Origin of the sequence: Desulfobulbus rhabdoformis, assembly GCF_016919065.1 — a bacterium.
Classification (GTDB): Bacteria; Desulfobacterota; Desulfobulbia; order Desulfobulbales; family Desulfobulbaceae; genus Desulfobulbus; species Desulfobulbus rhabdoformis.
This window is the reverse complement of the sequence record NZ_JAFFQA010000008.1, coordinates 42,383-61,700: the sequence shown is the minus strand read 5'-3', so window position 1 is coordinate 61,700 and position 19,318 is coordinate 42,383. Positions and strand designations below refer to the sequence as shown.

22 protein-coding genes are annotated in these 19,318 nt (G+C 48.9%); 3 read left to right on the top strand and 19 right to left on the bottom strand.

Annotation, left to right across the window (positions count from 1 at the left end; genetic code table 11):
- Window positions 1-221: 221 nt before the first annotated feature.
- The 8 genes from JWJ90_RS06005 to JWJ90_RS05970 all read right to left on the bottom strand — a co-directional run bounded on the left by JWJ90_RS06005 (window position 222) and on the right by JWJ90_RS05970 (window position 5,305).
- Window positions 222-500 (bottom strand): TIGR03905 family TSCPD domain-containing protein, encoded by a 279-nt coding sequence (locus JWJ90_RS06005; protein ID WP_240194777.1) that lies wholly within the window; start codon window positions 498-500, stop codon window positions 222-224.
- Between the two features lie 212 nt (window positions 501-712).
- Entirely contained in the window at window positions 713-1,312 is a 600-nt protein-coding gene (locus tag JWJ90_RS06000; RefSeq protein ID WP_205226294.1) for a hypothetical protein, read from the bottom strand.
- A gap of 79 nt (window positions 1,313-1,391) precedes the next feature.
- Window positions 1,392-1,571, bottom strand: a complete 180-nt coding sequence (locus JWJ90_RS05995; protein WP_205226293.1) for a zinc-ribbon domain-containing protein — start codon at window positions 1,569-1,571, stop codon at window positions 1,392-1,394.
- Window positions 1,572-1,873: 302 nt separating this feature from the next.
- Window positions 1,874-2,449, bottom strand: a complete 576-nt coding sequence (locus JWJ90_RS05990; RefSeq protein ID WP_205226292.1) for a flavodoxin family protein — start codon at window positions 2,447-2,449, stop codon at window positions 1,874-1,876.
- A 2-nt stretch (window positions 2,450-2,451) separates the two neighbouring features.
- Window positions 2,452-3,045: a 2-oxoacid:acceptor oxidoreductase family protein gene (locus JWJ90_RS05985; protein ID WP_205226291.1), complete on the bottom strand. Its 594-nt coding sequence runs from the start codon at window positions 3,043-3,045 to the stop codon at window positions 2,452-2,454.
- Between the two features lie 3 nt (window positions 3,046-3,048).
- Window positions 3,049-3,879, bottom strand: coding sequence for a 2-oxoacid:ferredoxin oxidoreductase subunit beta (locus tag JWJ90_RS05980; RefSeq protein ID WP_205226290.1), 831 nt, complete (start codon window positions 3,877-3,879; stop codon window positions 3,049-3,051).
- 9 nt (window positions 3,880-3,888) lie between these two features.
- A complete protein-coding gene (locus tag JWJ90_RS05975) occupies window positions 3,889-5,028 on the bottom strand; it encodes a 2-oxoacid:acceptor oxidoreductase subunit alpha (protein WP_240194776.1) in 1,140 nt (379 codons plus the stop codon).
- Entirely contained in the window at window positions 5,018-5,305 is a 288-nt protein-coding gene (locus tag JWJ90_RS05970; RefSeq protein WP_205226289.1) for a 4Fe-4S dicluster domain-containing protein, read from the bottom strand. Before JWJ90_RS05970 ends, JWJ90_RS05975 begins: the two co-directional genes overlap by 11 nt.
- A gap of 249 nt (window positions 5,306-5,554) precedes the next feature.
- Between JWJ90_RS05970 and JWJ90_RS05965 the strand changes: the two genes are divergently transcribed.
- Entirely contained in the window at window positions 5,555-6,829 is a 1,275-nt protein-coding gene (locus tag JWJ90_RS05965) for a hypothetical protein (protein ID WP_205226288.1), read from the top strand.
- Window positions 6,830-7,003: 174 nt separating this feature from the next.
- Here the strand turns inward: JWJ90_RS05965 and JWJ90_RS05960 are convergent, their stop codons facing one another.
- Both JWJ90_RS05960 and JWJ90_RS05955 read right to left on the bottom strand, forming a co-directional pair.
- On the bottom strand, window positions 7,004-7,591 hold the full coding sequence (locus JWJ90_RS05960) for a DapH/DapD/GlmU-related protein (RefSeq protein WP_205226287.1): 588 nt from the start codon (window positions 7,589-7,591) through the stop codon (window positions 7,004-7,006).
- A 238-nt stretch (window positions 7,592-7,829) separates the two neighbouring features.
- Window positions 7,830-8,006 carry an SRPBCC family protein gene (locus tag JWJ90_RS05955; protein WP_205226286.1) on the bottom strand — a complete coding sequence of 59 codons (177 nt, stop codon included), beginning with the start codon at window positions 8,004-8,006 and terminating at the stop codon, window positions 7,830-7,832.
- A 328-nt stretch (window positions 8,007-8,334) separates the two neighbouring features.
- Between JWJ90_RS05955 and JWJ90_RS05950 the strand changes: the two genes are divergently transcribed.
- On the top strand, window positions 8,335-9,312 hold the full coding sequence (locus JWJ90_RS05950; RefSeq protein WP_205226285.1) for a quinone oxidoreductase family protein: 978 nt from the start codon (window positions 8,335-8,337) through the stop codon (window positions 9,310-9,312).
- A gap of 40 nt (window positions 9,313-9,352) precedes the next feature.
- Here the strand turns inward: JWJ90_RS05950 and JWJ90_RS05945 are convergent, their stop codons facing one another.
- Both JWJ90_RS05945 and JWJ90_RS05940 read right to left on the bottom strand, forming a co-directional pair.
- A complete protein-coding gene (locus tag JWJ90_RS05945; RefSeq protein WP_205226284.1) occupies window positions 9,353-10,558 on the bottom strand; it encodes a divalent metal cation transporter in 1,206 nt (401 codons plus the stop codon).
- A 6-nt stretch (window positions 10,559-10,564) separates the two neighbouring features.
- Window positions 10,565-11,026, bottom strand: coding sequence for a YaiI/YqxD family protein (locus JWJ90_RS05940; protein WP_205226283.1), 462 nt, complete (start codon window positions 11,024-11,026; stop codon window positions 10,565-10,567).
- 180 nt (window positions 11,027-11,206) lie between these two features.
- Here JWJ90_RS05940 and JWJ90_RS05935 point away from each other — a divergent pair, with 180 nt between their 5' ends.
- Window positions 11,207-13,468, top strand: coding sequence for a transporter substrate-binding domain-containing diguanylate cyclase (locus JWJ90_RS05935; protein ID WP_205226282.1), 2,262 nt, complete (start codon window positions 11,207-11,209; stop codon window positions 13,466-13,468).
- Between the two features lie 94 nt (window positions 13,469-13,562).
- On the opposite strand, the gene JWJ90_RS05930 is transcribed toward JWJ90_RS05935, so the two are convergent.
- The 7 genes from JWJ90_RS05930 to JWJ90_RS05900 all read right to left on the bottom strand — a co-directional run bounded on the left by JWJ90_RS05930 (window position 13,563) and on the right by JWJ90_RS05900 (window position 19,243).
- Window positions 13,563-14,279, bottom strand: coding sequence for a DUF554 domain-containing protein (locus tag JWJ90_RS05930; protein WP_205226385.1), 717 nt, complete (start codon window positions 14,277-14,279; stop codon window positions 13,563-13,565).
- A 50-nt stretch (window positions 14,280-14,329) separates the two neighbouring features.
- Entirely contained in the window at window positions 14,330-14,650 is a 321-nt protein-coding gene (locus JWJ90_RS05925) for a DUF190 domain-containing protein (RefSeq protein ID WP_205226281.1), read from the bottom strand.
- A gap of 371 nt (window positions 14,651-15,021) precedes the next feature.
- Window positions 15,022-16,173 carry a CARDB domain-containing protein gene (locus JWJ90_RS05920; protein ID WP_205226280.1) on the bottom strand — a complete coding sequence of 384 codons (1,152 nt, stop codon included), beginning with the start codon at window positions 16,171-16,173 and terminating at the stop codon, window positions 15,022-15,024.
- A 534-nt stretch (window positions 16,174-16,707) separates the two neighbouring features.
- Complete coding sequence (locus JWJ90_RS05915; protein ID WP_205226279.1) at window positions 16,708-16,896, bottom strand: hypothetical protein; 189 nt, start codon at window positions 16,894-16,896, stop codon at window positions 16,708-16,710.
- A gap of 55 nt (window positions 16,897-16,951) precedes the next feature.
- A complete protein-coding gene (locus tag JWJ90_RS05910; protein WP_205226278.1) occupies window positions 16,952-17,248 on the bottom strand; it encodes a hypothetical protein in 297 nt (98 codons plus the stop codon).
- A gap of 160 nt (window positions 17,249-17,408) precedes the next feature.
- On the bottom strand, window positions 17,409-18,053 hold the full coding sequence (locus tag JWJ90_RS05905; RefSeq protein WP_205226277.1) for a DUF599 domain-containing protein: 645 nt from the start codon (window positions 18,051-18,053) through the stop codon (window positions 17,409-17,411).
- A 56-nt stretch (window positions 18,054-18,109) separates the two neighbouring features.
- Entirely contained in the window at window positions 18,110-19,243 is a 1,134-nt protein-coding gene (locus tag JWJ90_RS05900; RefSeq protein WP_205226276.1) for an amidohydrolase, read from the bottom strand.
- Window positions 19,244-19,318 lie beyond the last annotated feature (75 nt).

The window sequence follows — 19,318 nt, the reverse complement described above, 5'->3', positions numbered from 1 at the left end:
CAGGTGATTTAAGAATGGGATGTGGAGGGGGGAGGACTCAAAGAAGAGATGATGACAGTTGCAATCGAGTCAATCATTTTCTCTGGTATGCGGAGTAATTCAAGCATCCCTAGTCAGGGACCTGCGGTGGTTTTGATTGAGGATTTTTTTATACAATAACCCCGAGTTCCGAAGGCTCGGGTATCAATGTCTGTCATCTTGGAAGTGAGTTAGCGCGTTACTCAAGGAAGGGAAAGTTGCTTTTCAAGAATTTGAGCAAGTTGATCGGTACAGGATGTGCCTTTATTGCCACAGGTAATGCCTCTGACCTTGGAAATAACTTCTTCGACCGGCATACCTTCAAGTAATACTGAAATTGCGCTGAGGTTCCCCTGACATCCACCAGTAAAGTGAAGATTGCGTAACTTGCCTTCTTCTATGTCAAAGGAGATTGCTTTGGCACAGACCCCCTCTGGAATATGAATATCTTTAACCATTCCAACTGGTTCTAAAAATTGCATAACACCTCTACTCTGTTCATTCTATTTGTCACATGTCACATGAGCTGAATCTATCATCCCTAGGGTGTCTTGAATAATTAGATTTTTCAATCAAGGCCAAGGATTGCGCAAAATTTTACCGCAGGCATATAATTGATATTCCGAGGATAAAATTTTAAGCATGACGCCGGGATTGGCAGAAAAAGCAATTATTCAAGATGCCCCCTACTTTCTCAAGGACTCTCCTCTTTAACAAAACTTCCAAAAGTAAACATCCCCTCGCCGGATTGCACCCGGCTCAGCAGTCTATTGTAATCCTCATTGGCTGTACTCATGCCACCACTGCCCCAGGAATAAGAGCCACCGATTCGGTCTCCCTCGTGGAAAAAGAGAACACCTCCCTCAGGCTTCTTGTTCAGCTGCACCTCTATAAAGCCTGAAAACTCCTTGGTCCGAAGGCGAAAAATAAGATCTGGCAAAGGAATCTCCGTGGACCGGAGTTTAGCCTTTGCTCGTTGAAAAGGAGGCATCTGCGCCCAGTAGTAGATGGCATTCTCATCAAGCAGAAAAACCTTGACCGTGAAGCTGTTTGAGTAGAAATGACTGCGGACAATTTCAAAGGAGCCAATTGCACTGAGTTTCCCGTCCTCTTCTTTGAGTACGGTGCTCAGTACTTCCTCTTCATTGAAAAAAATCAGTAATTCTCGACTGGAGGAAACGCAGTGCACAGCACCAGAGCCGATATCCCCCTGCAGGTGTTCAATAAATTTATCGAGATGGAGGTAATAGCTGTTTAATCCCTCCAGATAAGGTTGTTCCCGGGGAATTAACATGACTGTTGATCCATCATGATCCTTGCCGTGTTAAAGAATGATTTTGCATACACATCCGGCATTGCAGAGACGACGCAACTTATTTCTGAGCTTCCTTCGTTGCCAACGGCTCTTCTTTCTTGGTATCAGCAGGATTGCCACTCTTGACGACCACAATGATATGACCACACTCCTGGCATGAGAAACGGGCTCGTTGGCCCTTCATCTTGGACTCGTCAATGTTGTATTTTTTTGAACATTCCTCGCAGATAGCCAGCATCGTCTCTTCTCCTGTGTAAAACAAAAGCGCGTAACCGATGGCGGAACTATCTCAAAACATCGGTTATCACTGAAACTATAAGCGATCACCGCGGGATTGTGCCACGAGGCGTACGCGTAATCCGTCCGATCACACTCCAGGGCCAGCCCCCGGGGATCGCTTACTTAAAATCCGGGAACATCCCCATAAAACGAGGGAAGAGGCAACTCTCCAACCGTCTTGTCATTTTATAGGATGTTCTGGGACATCGGTCAAATTATTTTTTAACAAATCAGGAGGTTGCCTTCTTTTTTCTCCGTTTATCATCCGTTAATTTTCTTCAGCAACCAGCCCATATTTTTGCCAAGATCACGCATTACGGTCACAGCCTCTGTATCATTTTTAACTTCCCCCTTTTCACGACCAAAGCCGATATTCCAATAGCTTGAGCCGACAATGATCATCTGGCCGATGGTGAAGAAATGATTCATGGAATCAAAGGCATGAATACCGCCCCCGCGACGCTGGGTGACAATAGCAGCCCCTACCTTTCGTTTATAGAGGTCTCCGTTGGCCCGAGAAACCATACCACAACGATCGATAAGCGCCTTCATCTCGGTGGAAATGTCGGCAAAGTAGGTCGGTGAAGCGAGGACAATGCCATCGGCCTCGGTCATTTTCTCCACACAGCTGTTTATACAGTCGACATCGACAATGCAGCGGCCATTCTTCTTTTTGAAGCACTGATAGCAGGCAATACAACCATGGGGATGTTCACCGGACAGCTGGACCAGCTCGGTTTCAATATCCTCTTTATGAAGCTCCTCAAACATATAGTTAATCATCATGGCCGTATTGCCGTTTTTGCGGGCACTGCCGTTAAAGGCGACAACTTTCATGGTTACACCTCGTCATCGTGAAGTATGGTGCGCGGTAACGCGTCCAGGTTGATTTTAGCGGCCTCATCCATCCCTCGATGCAAGGCCTTTTTATTCAGCTCTTCTGTTCCTGCAGGCACACGGGACAAGAGCGCTTTTTCCAGACTGTTACTGATCACCTGTCCGGAAAGCAGGCCCACTGCGCCCAGAGCCACCATATTGGCAACCATCTCCTTCCCCAATTCTTCTTTGGCTATCTGGGTGAAAGGGATAGCAATAACCCTGTTGGTGGGATACTGCTCAACCAGCGAACTGTCAATAACCAACAGCCCTTCCGGCTTGAGATCACGATAATAGGCATCACAGGCTGCCTGATTCATGGTCAAAAGTAGATCCAGCTGTCGAGCCTTGGGGTAATCGATGGCAGTGTCACTGACGACCAGTTCAGCCTTTGATTTTCCTCCACGGGCTTCGGGGCCGTAACTCTGGGTCTGGCAGACATACTTGCCGTCATGGACACCGACCGCCTCGGCAAAAACGACAGCAGCAGTGATCAACCCCTGGCCACCGGATCCGGAAAAGCGCATCTCATAGCGTTGTTTCCTCTCTTTCGGCATGCTTTACACCTCCCCTGCCCTTTGGCGAATACGATCATACTCCTCGGTTGAAATAGGCAGCTCTCTATCTGCCAGGACGCCGATAGTTGTCTTACCGTCCAGCTCCTCGGGCGTGAGGTTTTTGGCCTGGTTGACCGTGACGGAATTGTCTTTGAAGCTCTGCAGCATATCCACTGCCCCCCCCAGCTTATTGCGTCGCCCGTACTGAATATGACAGTTGGACAGGACCTCGACGACCGCAAACCCCGGCTTGGCCATGGCCTGTTCAATGAGCTTATCCAAAAGCTGTGCATGATACACCGTCGACCTGGCCACAAAGGAGGCTCCTGCCGTGACGGCCAGCTCGGCAATGGAAAAGGCGTGTTCGATATGCCCATAAACCGAAGTGGTCGAGCGTGCCCCAAAGGGAGTGGTGGGGGAATACTGCCCACCGGTCATGCCGTAAATCTGGTTGTTGATGATGATCGCTGTGAGATCGAGGTTCCGTCTGGCCGCATGGATAAAATGGTTGCCGCCAATGGCGGTGGCATCGCCATCGCCCATGATGGTCACCACCTGCAGGCTGGGTTTGGCCAGCTTCACCCCCGTGGCAAAGGTCAGGGCCCGACCGTGGGTTGAGTGGAGGGTGTTGAAATCCAGATAGGTGGGCATACGCCCGGAACAACCTATACCGGAGGCGAGAACGATGTCATCCTTGCTCATTTGCGACCTGTAAATCGCCCGTAAAAGGGCGGCCATGACGATGCCGTTGCCGCAACCAGGGCACCAGACATGGGGAAACTTCTTGTTATGGCGGAGGTATTCATGGCGGATTGCCTGCGCTGAAACACTCATATCCCCTCCCTAAAGTTTAAGCAACTGGGTATAGAGTTCATCCGGGGTAATAAACTGGCCATCAATACGGTTATGCTTGACCATGGTACAATCCCCCTGATTCACCCGTTGAACCTCACGGCTGATCTGGCCGTTATTCATTTCCGGTACCAAGACCGCCCTGCACTGTTTCAATATGGGCACAACATGGCTGCGTGGAAAGGGAAAGAGGGTTATGAGCTGCAAAAGCCCTGCTTTAATGCCCTGATCTCTGGCCTCATCAACCGCACGCATGGCTGAACGTGCCACAGAACCATAGGCAATAATACAGACCTCTGCATCATTGATACGGTGCCCCTTACTCATCATGATCTGTGCAAAACCACGGGTGATTTTCTGGGTGATACGTTGTTGAAACGTTTCGATCTCACTGGGTTTTTCCGTGGGGAATCCCTGAACATCATGAACCAATCCGGTGACATGATGGCGGTACCCATCACCAAAGGCAGCCATGGCGGGTACTCCCCGGTTGTCCCCCTCGTAGGGCTGGTACCAGTCGGGGGGAACACTGGGTTTGAGCCGGTTGATAATACGCAACTCGTAGGGATCAGGCAGCTGAACACATTCTCTGGTATGCGCCACCACCTCATCGGAGAGCAGAATAACCGGTACACGGTATTGCTCACTGATGTTAAAAGCCTTGACGGTCAGAGTATACGAATCGCTCACGCTGGAAACGGCAAGCACAACTATGGGGTGATCGCCGTGTGTTCCCCATCGGGCCATCTGTACATCTCCCTGAGCAGGACTGGTCGGCAGGCCGGTAGAGGGCCCGCCCCGCATGACATTGACCACCACACAGGGTACCTCTGCACAGCATGCATATCCCAAATTTTCCTGCATTAAGGCAAATCCTGGGCCTGAGGTGGCCGTCATGGACTTCACCCCGGCCAGAGATGCCCCGATAATAGCCCCCATACTTGCAATTTCATCTTCCATCTGGACAAAGGTGCCTCCAACCTTGGGCATCCATGAGGCCAACACCTCGGATATCTCGGAGGCCGGAGTAATTGGATAACCGGCAAAAAAGCGGCAACCAGCGGCAAGAGCACCATGCGCCACGGCCTCATTGCCTTGCAGGAGCTGACGTTTGTTGGTATCAGACATCATCCTTCCTCCTTTTGGGCTGACGTGGGCAGACGGTTATGGCAAAATCTGGGCAGTGCATCTCGCAGAACCGACAGCCAATACAGTTATCCGGTTCGTCCACCACCGGTTTACCTGTTTTGTCCGGGCGAATGATTTGTTTCGGACAAAAAGCCATGCAGATACCGCAGGCCTTGCACCAGTCGTGGTAAAAGGCGACGTCAAACAATTTTTTTGGAGGGACAGGGGGGGATTCTGCAGGTGTTTGAGGGGCGTTTGCTGATTTTTCTTTATCGGACATATAGGCTACTCTCTGTCTTGGTTCGTCATTGAATAGGCCACATTGCTTCATTCCATACTTCACCTTACCCCTAAGCGTCTTAATCTCCTCATAAAAAAAACGCTTCTGGCTAAAAAGCAGAGCTTCATGAGAAAAAAGATGCGTTTTTGCCTGGAGCGCGATAAGGAGCAGAGAAACGAAATAAATTATCAGATCAGGCTTCTTTTTTTCTCTTTTGCCTGATCCCCCCCTCCCTGTTCCCTTCTCTCTATGTTTTTGTTTTCCTGCTTACGACGCTATACCGGCTGGCTTATCCTGGCCACCTTATTCTTTTTTCTGCTCAGTCAGCTCATCCCACCGCTTTTCTTCGTCGTTGTCATTCTCTCCTGGTCGGTGGTCCTTATCGAGTGGGGCAGACTGCCAGCCAGTTCGCGCAGGCAAGCTTTTCTTCTGGGAATCGGTGGTTTTATCGCATTACTCTTTGCAGCCTGGCATGGTGTTTTTCTGGGGATTGAAAAAATTTCTACCCAAAATCTTCAGCTCCTGCCAATGTTTATAGCCGTCTCCTTTCTTGCGTTGACCAACCCTCCTGACCAGGATGACACTCTCCCCCAGGGGAAAAAGGCCATGCTGACCACCGCAGTCGGTACGAACCTCCTTGGTGCGGTCATAAATCTTTCCATTCTTTTTGTCTTTGGAGACCGCCTGGCACGTAACCATTCCCTCAGTAAAGGGCAGTCCATTCTTCTCGCCCGTTCTTTTTGTGCGGCGGCCTGGTGGTCGCCCTTTTTCATCGCCGCCGGGGTGGCCCTGACCTATGCCCCGGAAATGCACTACCACCGCATCCTCCTGCCCGGTTTATTGATGTCTGGCCTTGCTCTATCCTATTCAATTATCGAGGTCGGTTACATCCGCAAGCTCACCTTCACAGGCTACCCGGTACGTAGGGAAAGCCTGACGGTGCCCATTCTCCTTGCCCTGGCGGTCATCAGTGGTCATGCTCTGTTTCCCCATCTGAGCATGATCATGATCATCTGTCTTGTTTCCCCTCCCGCTGCGATTCTCTTTATGCGGCCGAGGCCCCGCCTCCAACATCTGCACGAGTTTATCAGCACTCGAATCACAGCAACAGTCAGCCAGTTCGTCTTGTTTCTTGCGGCCGGCCTCTTCTCCATCGGCATGACCTCTGTCATTCAGGTTGCCCCTGAAATCTTTACTTTTGGGGGCGAGACGTTCACCCATTCCACCTTTGCCCTGGTCTCTGCACTGCTCATCGGGCTTGGACTGATTGGGGTACACCCACTGGTAGGGATTTCTGTCATCAGTCCGCTGTTGTTGCCTATGCACCCTGATCACTCTCGGCTCGGTTTTCTGTTTCTTACCAGTTGGGCAGTTTCAACCGGCAGCAGCCCACTCTCCGGGGTCGGCCTTATTCTCAGCAGCCGCTACCAAATCGCCCCACGCTCGATTCTTGTGAATAACTTTCCCTACGTCATCAGTCTCTGGCTTTTGGCCAACCTCGTCAATGTCATTTATTTCGGATAATCCGACAAAAAGGTGGCTCGGGTTTATGGCACCGGATACGTCTGCTACAATGACCCCACTCCAAAAGCAAAACACCTTCTCGTCTTTCGTGTACATAGACGGGAAGGTGTTCTGTTTTGAGGGATATCTGCCTTCAATGAGGCTATTGCGCAACTCGGGTTGCCGTGTCAGCAATTAACGCGATCCATTCCCTTCTGTTTCTATTCTTTTAATAAATTTTGCGGGCACCCCACCTACAACTGTTCCTGAGGCAACATCAGTAGTTACCACGGCTCCTGCCGCGACAACGGCATCGTCTCCAATTGTTACCCCCTGAAGAATGGTCACGTTTGAACCAATCCAGACGTTTTTCCCTACCGTTATAGGGGCAACATAATTCCAATGTCTTTTTTCTTTACTCAAACCGTGATTGACCGTAGCCATCACCACGTTATGCCCAATGAGGCTCCCATCACCTATGAAAATACCGCCCTGATCCTGAAATTTGCAGCCGGCATTAATAAAGACGGTTTTACCGACGGTGATATTTTTTCCAAAATCTGCGTAAAAAGGGGGAAATAAAGTAAAGCTGGCATCGACCTCTTTTCCCGTCAGGGTGGAGAATATTTTCCGCACCTCTTCGGGCGTGTGATAGGCGCCATTGAGTTCTGCAGTGAGTCGCATTGCCTCGTTACTGTATGCCACCAAAAGCTGATGAGCATCGTCCCCTTCGCGTACAGGCAGGCCTCGGTTAAAATGTTCCAATAATTCCTTAAGTTTCATAGTCCTGCAACACGAGATAAAAAGTGTTTCATATCATCGAATTAGAAAAATTTGAGATTTCTCCACAACAGAGGAACAAGGATTCCCCTGAAGGGCCTCTTTTGCATAAAACAAATTCCCTATTTATCGTCTTTAAGCTGAAACAGATGTTCACCAGCAAACAGACCAGGAAAGAGGAAGTGCCCCAACCAGCTCAACTCTTCATTAGCATTCACTGATTGTATAACAGGCTTGAATTTCACTCCTTTCCGGTGGCAAATGAAAGACATACCATGATTCTGTCCCCTTTCTGGGGACGCCCTTTAACATATCTCATGAAAGGGTTCCACTCAGAAAATTTTTCAAAATCTGTCAATACATCCCATACGTTCTCTTTGGATGCCATTATTTGAATTTGAGTTTCTAAAACCTTCATACCGTCTCCTATGATCTATGAACAGAGGGGGGCCAGATACCGAGGGTTCCTTTTGCCAGAGACTATGATGTCGGCACTTATACAAATCCCCCAGAAAAATCAGCTTAAATCGATCGAAAAACCCCATACTTTGTCTTGACGGCACCTGGAACACCTCAACAACCAGTCTGGCCCAACCTGATCAGGGCGGAGAAGCATCGTAGCACGGTCCTAACTCATGCTTATAGTATTTTTCCAAGTTGAGGGCACAGTTCGCTGCTGACAGCGCACTTTAAAGCTCTCCCCTTTCAAAGAAGCTTGAACCCTCTTATCTCGATGAGGTCAGACTATGAGTTATGCGATCACGATACATCAAACTGGCGGACCGGAAGTACTCACTTGGGAACAACACGCCCCTGGCATGCCGGGGATTGGTGAGGTCAGGATCATTCACGAGGCTGTCGGACTCAATTTTATCGATATCTATCACCGGACCGGACTCTACCCACTAGCGGAACTTCCAGCAATCATAGGCCTTGAAGGGGCGGGGGTGGTCGACGTGATTGGCGAGGGGGTCACCGAATTTAAGAAAGGTGACCGGGTTGCCTATGCAGGCGTTCCTCCGGGGGCCTATGCTGAGGTGCGTTGTATTCCGGCCCATAGGCTTGTCCCCCTGCCGGATACGATTTCAACCCAGGATGCAGCAGGCATGATGCTGCAGGGAATGACCGCACGTTACCTGCTCAAAGGGTGTTACCCGGTTGGGCCGGGGAGTACAATTTTAGTCCATGCCGCCGCAGGAGGCGTTGGCTCCATTCTCTGCCAATGGGCCAACCATCTCGGGGCGACCATTATCGGAACAGTCGGCAACGAAGAAAAAGCCACCCGTGCCCAAAAACATGGTTGCCATCATACGATCCTGTATCAGCAGGAGGATTTCGCACTCGCTGTAAAGGAAATAACCAAAGGACAGGGCGTCGACGTGGTCTATGATTCCGTGGGCCAGGCGACCTTCAAGAAATCTCTGGATTGCCTTCGCCCCCTGGGGACCATGGTAAGTTTCGGCCAATCTTCAGGGCCTGTTGAACCGATCGATATTGGCTTTTTAGGGGCCAAAGGCTCACTCTTCCTCACCCGCCCCAGCCTGATGCATTACACGGCAAACAGAGACGATCTTCTGGCGCATGCCCGGGATCTTTTTGAAGTGGTGGGTTCCGGAGTGGTCACGATGCAGATTCTCCAAAAATATGCTCTCAAAGATGCAGCGACTGCACATCGGGATCTTGAAGCCAGAAAAACCACCGGAAGTTCCATTCTGCTGCCCTGAAATGCAAGAAGCCCGAGTCAAGGCTACAGGCGGATGGCCGTCAAAAAAGGACCAAACGCGTCAACAAAAAACGGACGGCAAGAAAGCTGGTGACCAACAAGGTGAGTCCTCCCATGCAGTTGAGAAAGAATGAATTTCGCTGCGCACTGTCCGGGCGATTGAGCAAATAGAGTATCAGGGCGATGATCAGAGGGGTGCCCGTCAGTCCCAATGCAAGCATAAGCGGCAGAAGCAGAAAAAAACTGCCCTTGAGAAACGGGCCGAACATACTGACCAGGCAGCCTGCAAAAACTGCCAAGGCAAAGCCTTTATCTCCAACATTACGCTCCCAGCCCATCTTATCGGCAAGAAAATAGGCACCGGCCATAAAGGTGGGAGAGAGTGTGGACAGGGTCGCGCCCCAAAGACCTGCCATAAAGATGTGCATGGCCTTATCACCCAACAGAGGCTGTAGGGCAAGCGCAGCGTCGCTTGCCTTTCGTATCGTTATTCCATGAGGATGAAGCACTGCAGCGGCCACCAAAAAAATTGCAACACTGTAGAGGCCGAAGGCGAACCCCATGGACGATACGGTATCAAAACGGGCCAATGCCAGATCATCCGTCTTCCAGCCTCTGGCATTGGTGGTATAGGTATGCATGCCGATAATGGTAATATGAACGGCACCGCCCATGATCGCGGCCATCATCAGCGCGGCATCGATTCCTCCTGAAAAATGAGGTACCAGCCCCTTGCCAATGTCAGGGGGGGATAGCTCAGCCATGAACAGGGTGACGATAAAACAAAGCACAACGAACAACACCAGAACTTTACACAGTGTTTCAAATTTGCGGTACCCCTTCCACACCAGGAAAAGACCAACAACCAGACCATAGCCTACCCCCCAGAAGGGACTTTCAATTCCCGTGATCAGGCCGGTAACCCCGACAAGGGCATTCATCAGGACCATGGCTGCAAGCCAGGTGGCAAGCAGTCCATCGATGGTCAGGATCCAGGCCCAGGTCTTTCCCATATGCTGCTCTGTCGCCGCTATTATGCCCTGCCCTTCAAGAATCCCCAAACGGGCCGCAAGATACTGCGCCGTGGTCCCGAAAACGGCACTGAGCAGTACGACCCAAAGCAATCTGTAGCCATATGTTGCCCCGGCGATGGACACACTGGCCAGGGTTGCCGGGCCACAGGCAACGGCACTGATTATCCATGCTGGCCCCATCTCTTTGAGATATCGAATATATGTACCGCTCACAGCATCCTATCCTTTTGCTCGACGATAGTGCAGCGATAAAAAGCGGTCGAGTTGGTTGGCAAAATTTTGTTTGTCTTTAGGACCGAATTGGGACGGCCCTCCTGTTTCAATACCGGTTGCACGTAACCCCTCCATAAAATCCCGCATATTGAGTCGCTCGGCAATATTGGCTTCTGTATACAACTCTCCTCTGGGGTTCAGGGCAAACCCCGCCTTGGCTATGACCTGTGCGGCCAACGGTATATCTGCGGTAACGACCAAATCGCCGGGCTGCAGCCGTTGAACAATCTCATTATCTGCTCCATCAAAACCAGCAGGCACCCGTAATGAATTAATATTTTTTAGTCGAGGTGTCGCCAGCGGCTGATTTGCCACCAGGGTCAAAAAAATACTTTCCCGCTCTGCAACACGAAAAAGGATTTCTTTGATGGCCTTAGGACATGCATCGGCATCGACCCAGATATGCATACGCTCCTCCCGGAACTCTTTTTTCTTCCAATGATTTCTGTCACCTAAGCACCTTACAGAAAAATTATCAAAAGAAAAAGAGAGAGGTACACCTTGTAATCTCTCAGGATTAACGGCAGAATTGACTTTCTACATAAGCTTTCCCCCTCACACGCTGTCACGGATTCAGAGTTTAGGCAAATGAGTATATTCATCCCAAGCCCCCTTGTTCCACTTTTTCCCCGGTTTCCCATCGTGCCCGGCTTCCGTAGGCTCATTTCCACACCCCGGCAGATGATCCCTTCACTGACAACACCAGGAAAACGGCTCTGTTGTATTCTGCTTTCTGTTCTCTTTTACCTGAGCAGCGCAGGCCAATTATACGGATTGGAGTTAACAGCTCAAGAGCGGCAATTCATAGCTACCCATGCCCCCATCCGCGTGCATAATGAAACGGACTGGCCTCCTTTTAATTTTTATGAAAACGGAATGCCCCAGGGAATAAGCATTGATGTGATGAACCGCATTGCAAATATTACCGGGTTGCGCATCAAATATGTCAGTGGTCCAAGTTGGACGGAATTTGTCGCCATGATAAAAGACGCCCAACTCGACGTTATGCTCAACATTGTCGATCTGCCTGAACGACGCCCACTCTTTGGCTTCACCTCATCCTATGTAAAAAGCCTTTCAGGAGTGTATGTTCACGAAAAAAACAAGGGGCTTTACCATGGATTAGACGACCTTGATGGAAAAACCATTGCCATTCCCGCAGGCTTTGATCTTGAGATTACTCTGCCCCAGTATCATCCCAAGATTCATATCCTTCCGGTGCGGGATATACTGGCATGTATTGATGCAGTCAATACAGGTAAGGCCGACGGGTTTATGGAAGAGATCGGGGTAACAAACTACATCCTCTCCCAGCGGGTTATGCCAGGCATCAGCATGGCGTTCCTGGTAACTGAAAAACCCTTTATCTCCGATCTCAGAATCGGAGTACGTTCTACTTTGCCGCTGGTTCACTCGATTATTCAAAAGGGGCTCAATGAAATTTCCGGTGACGAACTCAATAAAATTCGCCAAAAATGGCTATTAAAGGCCAGCAAATTTTATGAAAGAAACGTGATCAACCTCACTGTCCCGGAAAAAAGGTATTTGCACGAACACAAGCTCCTCAAAATATGCGTGGACCCTTCCTGGCCACCGCTTGATTTTATTGATGGTTCCGGTAAGCACAGCGGATTATCCTCCGACCTGATCAAGACAATCGCTGAGCGCCTTGATCTTTCCCTGAAACTTATTCCCACCAATAACTGGAAAGACAGTCTCGCCACTATTAAAAAAAAGGGCTGTGACATCATCCCCCTGATGAATAAGACCAAAGAGTCACAGGGCTTTCTTGATTTCACCCGTCCCTACTTTGATTTCGCCACGGTCATCGCTACTCGTAAAGATTCGTCTTTTATCGGTGATTATTTTGAGCTCTATGGAAAAACTCTGGCCTTGCAAGCCCATTACTTTATCACGGAATTCGTTCGTACCCACCACCCGGAGATCAATATTATAGAAGTGGAAAACACTCGCACAGCTCTCAAACTGGTGAGTGAGCACAAGGCCTTCGCCACTATCGACAGTCTGCCTGCCGTGGTCAATATCATAGAGACCATGGCCCTGGAGAATATCAAGATCGTCGGCACGGTACCGCAGGAGAACAGCATGAAAATGGGGGTCCGCAAGGGGGAGCCCCCCCTGTACTCTATTCTCGACAAGGGAGTGGCCTCACTCACAGAGAGGGAGAAAGTCGGGTTGTATAAAAAATGGCTGGATATTGAAGTTGAAAAACAGTTCGTTGATCGGACACTGCTCATCAGGATTGGCGTTGCTGTGGCGCTTTTTCTTCTTTTTTTGACATGGCGTCATATTTCACTGCGGATGTATGCCAAACGGCTCAAAGCGCTCAATGAGAAACTCAACCACTACTCGACTGTTGATCACCTGACCCAGGTCCTCAACAGGCGATCAATAGAACAACGACTGAAGGCGGAAATCGAACGCTCCAAGCTGATCGACGCCCCCTTAACCCTGGCGCTCTTGGATATAGATCATTTTAAATCCATAAACGATACATATGGTCATCTCACAGGGGATGAAGTTCTGCAAAAAATCGCAGCGCTCATCACCGATGGTATCCGCCATAACGACCATTTTGGCCGGTGGGGCGGAGAAGAATTTTTGATCATTCTGCCGGATACTTCTGCCTCAGGGGGAGGCCAACTTGTCGAGAAACTTCGGCGGACGATAGAGGCGTATGATTTCGGTATAGAAAAATCCGTAACCGCCAGCTTTGGTTATGCTCAATTTACATCCAACGAAAAGATGGAATCCTTCATTTCACGAGTCGACAACGGCCTCTATAGTGCAAAAGAATTAGGCCGGAATGCCATTATTCATGCCCAATGAACAAAACGGAAACGGACCAACACTCCTAGGATCCTCGCATCTTAATTATGATAGAGCATGTGGCCCCGCGCAATACTCAGATCCTTCGAAAGCATCATCCAAGATACGAGGCCCAGAGCCAGGAAAGCGGCATCACCAGCAGCAAAGCCGGGAGCATATTCGCCACGGGAAACTGTTTAATGCTGCAAATGCGAAAACCGGTGGCGAGCATTATCAGACCACCGCAGGCGGAAAAATCGGCAAGCATATCGGGCGTGGTCAGTGGCATGATTAAGCTGGCCCCAAAAAACAGCAAGGCCTGTACTGCAAACTGGGGAAACGCCAACACACCGACGGTTATCCCCATGGTCGAAGCAAAAATTGGCGCAGTGAAAAAATCCAGAATTGCTTTGACTATGAGTAAGGTCGGATCTCCGGTCATGCCTTCATTCATCGCTCCATACACACCTGTACCGGACATGCAAAAAAGGACCAAAAGGGCGACGAACTTGTCTAAAAATTCCTCTTGGCTTATCTCGTTTGCGGGTTTTGTAAATTTTTCGATTATTTTTTTGGAACGAACCGCTGCATTCTGAAAAACAATCTCCAGTTGAACGAGCTCTCCAATAATCGAACCGACGACAAGAGCCAGGACCACTGGTGCGAGAAATTTAACTTTGACTATCATAGCCACACCAAGCCCCATGGAGGCGCAGCCAAAGACCATGGGCATGCGGGATTTGAGGTTTGCATTAAGTCTCGGGCCAAGCAGTGCGCCGGTAACGCTTCCAACCAAGATGGCCGCGCCGTTTATAAAAGGACCAATCATAATAATCTCGAAATAAAGTAAAAAACCTTCCGAGGAAGGTATTCTGGATTTTTTTAATTCTGCTCTGAGGTCAAACCAAATTCTGTGGCAGTTTTGGTATAAAAAACCGAGAGTTGTTTCTTTTTAATTGCCGCAAAAAGACGTTGGCATTCATCCGCAGTGAGGACCAACACCACTTGCATGGGGGGATCTTCCAGGTCAAAAATACTCTCAGAATGAAAACGGCCATCATGACCAAAGCCTACGCGAGCCTCCAGGAGTGTGGCCCCACGAATACCAAGTTGCTTTGCAGTTTCTACAATCCAGCTGGCAACCGAGACACCATCCTGCTCCCGCTTTTGCTGGGTGAAGAATGTGACTATAAATCCTTCCATATTTTTCCTTCTTTGTTTGTTCTTCAGAGTTAAAGAGAATCTTGAATAATTGCTTTTTCTTCCAATCCCTGCGTCACGCTTAAAATTTTATCCTCGGAATATCATATATATGCCTGCGGTAAAATTTTGCGCAATCCTTGGCCTTGATTGAAAAATCTAATTATTCAAGACACCCTAAAGTTAAGGACAACTCTCCGCGCCAACAGACTCCACGAAATTGGCAGAAAAAGCAATTATTCAAGATGCCCTTTATATGGAGCCCTGGGAAAATACCTTCCCAGGTAAAATTTTGGCACAAAAAAAGGGCAACTCATAAAAAGCTGCCCCTCTACATCGAGTGTACCTACGGACTGGGTACTTGCTGACCTACCTTACGGACACACGAGTTTCACGGTTTTGGTATTGTTCTTTTCACTGCTTTCTGCAACTTTGTTGGTGTGATCGATTTGGGCAGAGACCACAGAGCCTTTGGAAATTTTCAATTTGCTTTGATACAACGCAACGCCGCCAGGGTTCATCATTTTCTTAGCCGGGTCGAACTTCCATATAGTTGAGCCTCCCCATCCTTTTCCATTCACACTCAGGTAAAGGGCGCTACTATCAGGTTTATGCACAGTCCAAACGCTGTCCGGTACCTGTCCGTTCCCTGCATTACGAACCTTGGCTACCACAGTGCATGCTCTAGAGAGGTAAATGTCGTCTACAACCAGATCCGGTTTTTTACTAACCTGATCAAAACCTTTGAACCGTACATTGACATAAAAGTGGGAGTTGTTGTCTTCCCGAGATTCGGCTACCTCGTTATCGGCGTCAATTTTGAACTGTAATTTTCCCGAATTCGGTCCAATGTAGGCCTGGGTATGTACCTGCTTAATCTCTTTTGGGCCTGTGGAGAGATTGGTCTGCTGGCTGACGAGTGTATTGTTGAAATAAATTTTATTTTTAAAAGGTCCGGCAACGGCGACATTCTGGTACTCTCGATAGCCATAGTAGAGGTCGAAAGCTGGCTTGCCGTTAGAAATAAGCAGGGCATCATCGGGAGTTAGGGTGATGGTCCCGCTCCAGCGGACTTCTTTTTTGTGTTTGCCGATTTTAAGGAACCCATACATGCCAAGATCGGGTTTTTTCTCCGTGGCGGCATCTGCGCACTGGACTTTAAACATTGCCTTGTTTGAGGTCGCCTGCTGCGGATAAATAATCTGAATTGCCTCCCAGCCAGCATACTGAGGAAGGTTTGGGCCACCAAGTTGCCAGGTTGTACTGACCGCCTTACGTCCAGGCTTGTCAAACACAAGTGTTTGCACCGGAGCATTGGCGTTATCGCTACGAATAAATTTGTATTGAACCCGCCCCGCCTTTGAACTCATAATTGTGCCCTTAAAGGTAATCTTCGCTGGACATGAGCCGGAATACGAGGCTGGCTCAGCTTTGAGTACCGCTCGAACCGTTGGGGACGCCTGAACCGTTGCAACGACTGAAAGCAAAAAGACCATTGCAAGAACAACTCGTATTGCATGTTTCATTACACTCCTCCCTGGATGAAATTCACATAAAATAAAGCTCACTACCGCTTTATTGAACAATGTTCGGCCGCCATCTCCGAGCATTGCTTCCTCCTGTTGTAAACAAGCCTGAAAATAATCGTTCTGTATTTTGACGACAAACTCCGTGGAAACATGAGGTGAAACATTCTCAATAACAATTTCGTAACACGGTATGATTAGATATAATTATGTTAATATTTATAAATTACATATTCAAATGATAATTTGTTTTTCTATTTTGTAATTAATATTTGATATGGAACTTTTACCATCATCAAATGCGGTCAAAAGCTACAGGGAAGATACACAGAAAATGTCGTATAGAGAGATACTGATCAGTATAAAGGTGATATACACCTGAATCCGCAATAACGAGTGCAGATGACTCAACGTTTACGGATTCAGGAGGATTTTATGAACACAAGGGTAGTGTGGGGTGAGAGCCTACAGAGTTTTACATTCTTCAGCGAGCACATCGTAGGCGAGTTTGATCAAAACAAGGCAGACAAGTTTTCAACCCTTTTGGGTTGGGTCTCCCTCCACGCATATTGCTCCGTATTGTATAAGCTTTTTGTGGAGTAAACATTCATTTCTGGAGACCATCTCATCTTTTATAGACAATTTTCCTTCCCGAAAGGCAAAGAGGACCTCCCCATTTTCAAAAACCACTGCCGGGGCTTTATTTTGTATGTATTTGGCCATTTACATATCCTCTAGCTGCTCATATCTTGGGGCAGCGTGAAACAACGGCACAGGCCTACTCCGATCGGTGCCAATAGTACAGAATTTCTTGAATCCCCTCGGTCTGTGCGGCCTGATATTTAATCAGTTCATCCCCTTTCAGCTCATCTACCTCTTGCTTCGAGAGGGCCTTGCCTGCCTTTTCTTCATTGAGTTGCCAGAGTTCATCGGCAAGATATCCCTTTGCGCTCTCTCTAGCGGAGTCCAGATTAGTCGCCGGTACCCAAAGATGGGCGACAGCCCTGGATGCATGGGCACTCTTAGGATTTCCGACCTGTGGTTCAACCTCAAAGATAAAATAAAACACCTGCATAAAAAAAACCTCTACTTCCGTACCTGTCCATTGAACAGCTGATGGACAATTGAGTTACTCTTGGATCTGTTTTAAAAAATTTGAAAAGCCTTCTCTTTTACACAATATGAAGGAACCGTCCCACTTTTTTATCTCTGCTGAAGCAATAACCGCGGGGGCATTATGCCTCACCGTCCAATCGATAGAGGACCACAATCAAACAAAAAAACCCGGTAAACATCCACTCTGGGCCAAAAAGCCAGAGGGTCAGAGGGGCTGAGAGGTAAAATCCCCGCATGCCAAAGGTGTAATGAAGGGCGCCTCGATTAAGGACTTGGGTGACAGCGGGGACAGAACAGGCATTGTCCTCAGATGATCCGGTGTTAATCATGTAAGAGGCATGATTATAATAGCGAATGGCCAGGGAAAAATTGAAAAAAGTCAGAAAGAAGAGAATACCCAGGAGCATCAGCTTGAACATCCATAACTCCTCGGTTCGTGCTCCATACATGTTGAGGGTATGGGTGATCTCGCTGAACATATCTGAACGAAAAGCTGAATTCAAAGCGCCAAGGCTTAAAAGAATGGCTGTTGAGGCCATGAACGACGCCGACATGACCTGGTTGCGCATGGTCTGGACCGCAAGAATATCACGTTTCCCCTGCATGACCAACTGGACCCACATGTGTCGTGCATGATTGGTAATACCGATAGCTGTTTGCAATGGCTTGCGCCGTACTTTCACAAAAAGCCATCCATGATAAGCTATGAGCAGCAGCAGAGAGGTGCAGTCAAAAGCAAATTCATGCCATGAGGTGATCATCATATACTTTTTTCTCCGCGTTTAAGGATTGGGAGGACAAAAAATTATCGGCATTGTCGTCATGCAAATTGAGCGGGACAATGCCCAATAAGGCGCATAAACAGCCTCGCAGCCTCGGGGATGAGCATGTCGGGAAAATCATACTCGGGCTGATGCAAATCAGCCACTTTCGTCCCCGCCCCCATCCCAAAGAGTGCTCCTGGAAAACGAGCCGTGAATTGACCAAAATCCTCGGACCAACGGAAGGGCTGTTCCGCTATTCGCAAGGGGTTGTCTCCATGTGCCTGACGCACAAGGTCAACCGCGGTTGAACTGTTGACCGTTGCCGAGAATATATCCTCGTAATCGATTGAAAAATTCAATTTACCAGCCAAGGCCGATGCCTGCACGACCTGCTCGCTGTAACGAATCATTTTCGCCATGGTTGCGTCGTGTTCACTGCGCAAGGTGGCCCATATCTCAGCCCGACCCGGAGCGATGCCAAAGGCTTTTTCACCAAGGGTTGCCCCGACAACCGTGACAAATGCGTTCTCCCCGGCAGGTGCAATTCCCTGAGGGAGCCTTGTAAGCTGCTGCACTATCTCGCTGACTGCCAACGCTGGGCTTCGCCCTGTATCCGGTTGCGCGGCATGTGCGGACATACCATGGAGGCCCACGACCATCCCTCTTGATGCGCAGGCAAAGGTACCTTTCTTGAGAACAAGTTCACCTAAGGGAAGACCGGGGATATTATGGAGGGCAAAAACAGAATGGGGTTTTATTGCAGCAAATTTGGCATCACGAAGAACAGCATTGGCACCCATTCCGCTCTCTTCCGCAGGTTGAAAGAGCAGAACAATCGTTCCTTCATGAGGCCGTTTCGCAGCAAGGTGACAACCAACGGCGGCGAGGATGGCCATGTGTCCGTCGTGCCCGCACTTATGGGCCACACCTGTCCGTGAGGAGCAGTAGGTGGTTTGAATGGTCTCGGAAATGGGGAGTCCATCCATCTCCGCGCGTAAAAGTAGGGTCGGCCCAGGTTCTTTTCCACGAAAAACAACCGCGACACCATTGCCACCAAGTTGTTCAATGATACTATCAGGCTGAAATGCACAAAAAAATTGTACAAGCCGCCTTGCTGTTCCTTGCTCCTTTCCAGACAATTCAGGATAACGATGCAACTCGTGGCGCAGCCGTATTGCGGGTTCAAACATGGTCCATATCTCTCATGCCGCCAAATACATATGGGGAAGCCGTCTCCCTGTCAGGATGCGGTGTTTAAAGATTTT

Bases quoted from the DNA above. Each gene is read 5' to 3' on its own strand.
- JWJ90_RS06005 (WP_240194777.1), bottom strand. From the start codon at position 500: ATGCAATTTTTAGAACCAGTTGGAATGGTTAAAGATATTCATATTCCA.
- JWJ90_RS06000 (WP_205226294.1), bottom strand. From the start codon at position 1,312: ATGTTAATTCCCCGGGAACAACCTTATCTGGAGGGATTAAACAGCTAT.
- JWJ90_RS05995 (WP_205226293.1), bottom strand. From the start codon at position 1,571: ATGCTGGCTATCTGCGAGGAATGTTCAAAAAAATACAACATTGACGAG.
- JWJ90_RS05990 (WP_205226292.1), bottom strand. From the start codon at position 2,449: ATGAAAGTTGTCGCCTTTAACGGCAGTGCCCGCAAAAACGGCAATACG.
- JWJ90_RS05985 (WP_205226291.1), bottom strand. From the start codon at position 3,045: ATGCCGAAAGAGAGGAAACAACGCTATGAGATGCGCTTTTCCGGATCC.
- JWJ90_RS05980 (WP_205226290.1), bottom strand. From the start codon at position 3,879: ATGAGTGTTTCAGCGCAGGCAATCCGCCATGAATACCTCCGCCATAAC.
- JWJ90_RS05975 (WP_240194776.1), bottom strand. From the start codon at position 5,028: ATGATGTCTGATACCAACAAACGTCAGCTCCTGCAAGGCAATGAGGCC.
- JWJ90_RS05970 (WP_205226289.1), bottom strand. From the start codon at position 5,305: ATGTCCGATAAAGAAAAATCAGCAAACGCCCCTCAAACACCTGCAGAA.
- JWJ90_RS05965 (WP_205226288.1), top strand. From the start codon at position 5,555: ATGTTTTTGTTTTCCTGCTTACGACGCTATACCGGCTGGCTTATCCTG.
- JWJ90_RS05960 (WP_205226287.1), bottom strand. From the start codon at position 7,591: ATGAAACTTAAGGAATTATTGGAACATTTTAACCGAGGCCTGCCTGTA.
- JWJ90_RS05955 (WP_205226286.1), bottom strand. From the start codon at position 8,006: ATGAAGGTTTTAGAAACTCAAATTCAAATAATGGCATCCAAAGAGAAC.
- JWJ90_RS05950 (WP_205226285.1), top strand. From the start codon at position 8,335: ATGAGTTATGCGATCACGATACATCAAACTGGCGGACCGGAAGTACTC.
- JWJ90_RS05940 (WP_205226283.1), bottom strand. From the start codon at position 11,026: ATGCATATCTGGGTCGATGCCGATGCATGTCCTAAGGCCATCAAAGAA.
- JWJ90_RS05935 (WP_205226282.1), top strand. From the start codon at position 11,207: ATGAGTATATTCATCCCAAGCCCCCTTGTTCCACTTTTTCCCCGGTTT.
- JWJ90_RS05925 (WP_205226281.1), bottom strand. From the start codon at position 14,650: ATGGAAGGATTTATAGTCACATTCTTCACCCAGCAAAAGCGGGAGCAG.
- JWJ90_RS05920 (WP_205226280.1), bottom strand. From the start codon at position 16,173: ATGAAACATGCAATACGAGTTGTTCTTGCAATGGTCTTTTTGCTTTCA.
- JWJ90_RS05915 (WP_205226279.1), bottom strand. From the start codon at position 16,896: ATGGCCAAATACATACAAAATAAAGCCCCGGCAGTGGTTTTTGAAAAT.
- JWJ90_RS05910 (WP_205226278.1), bottom strand. From the start codon at position 17,248: ATGCAGGTGTTTTATTTTATCTTTGAGGTTGAACCACAGGTCGGAAAT.
- JWJ90_RS05905 (WP_205226277.1), bottom strand. From the start codon at position 18,053: ATGATGATCACCTCATGGCATGAATTTGCTTTTGACTGCACCTCTCTG.
- JWJ90_RS05900 (WP_205226276.1), bottom strand. From the start codon at position 19,243: ATGTTTGAACCCGCAATACGGCTGCGCCACGAGTTGCATCGTTATCCT.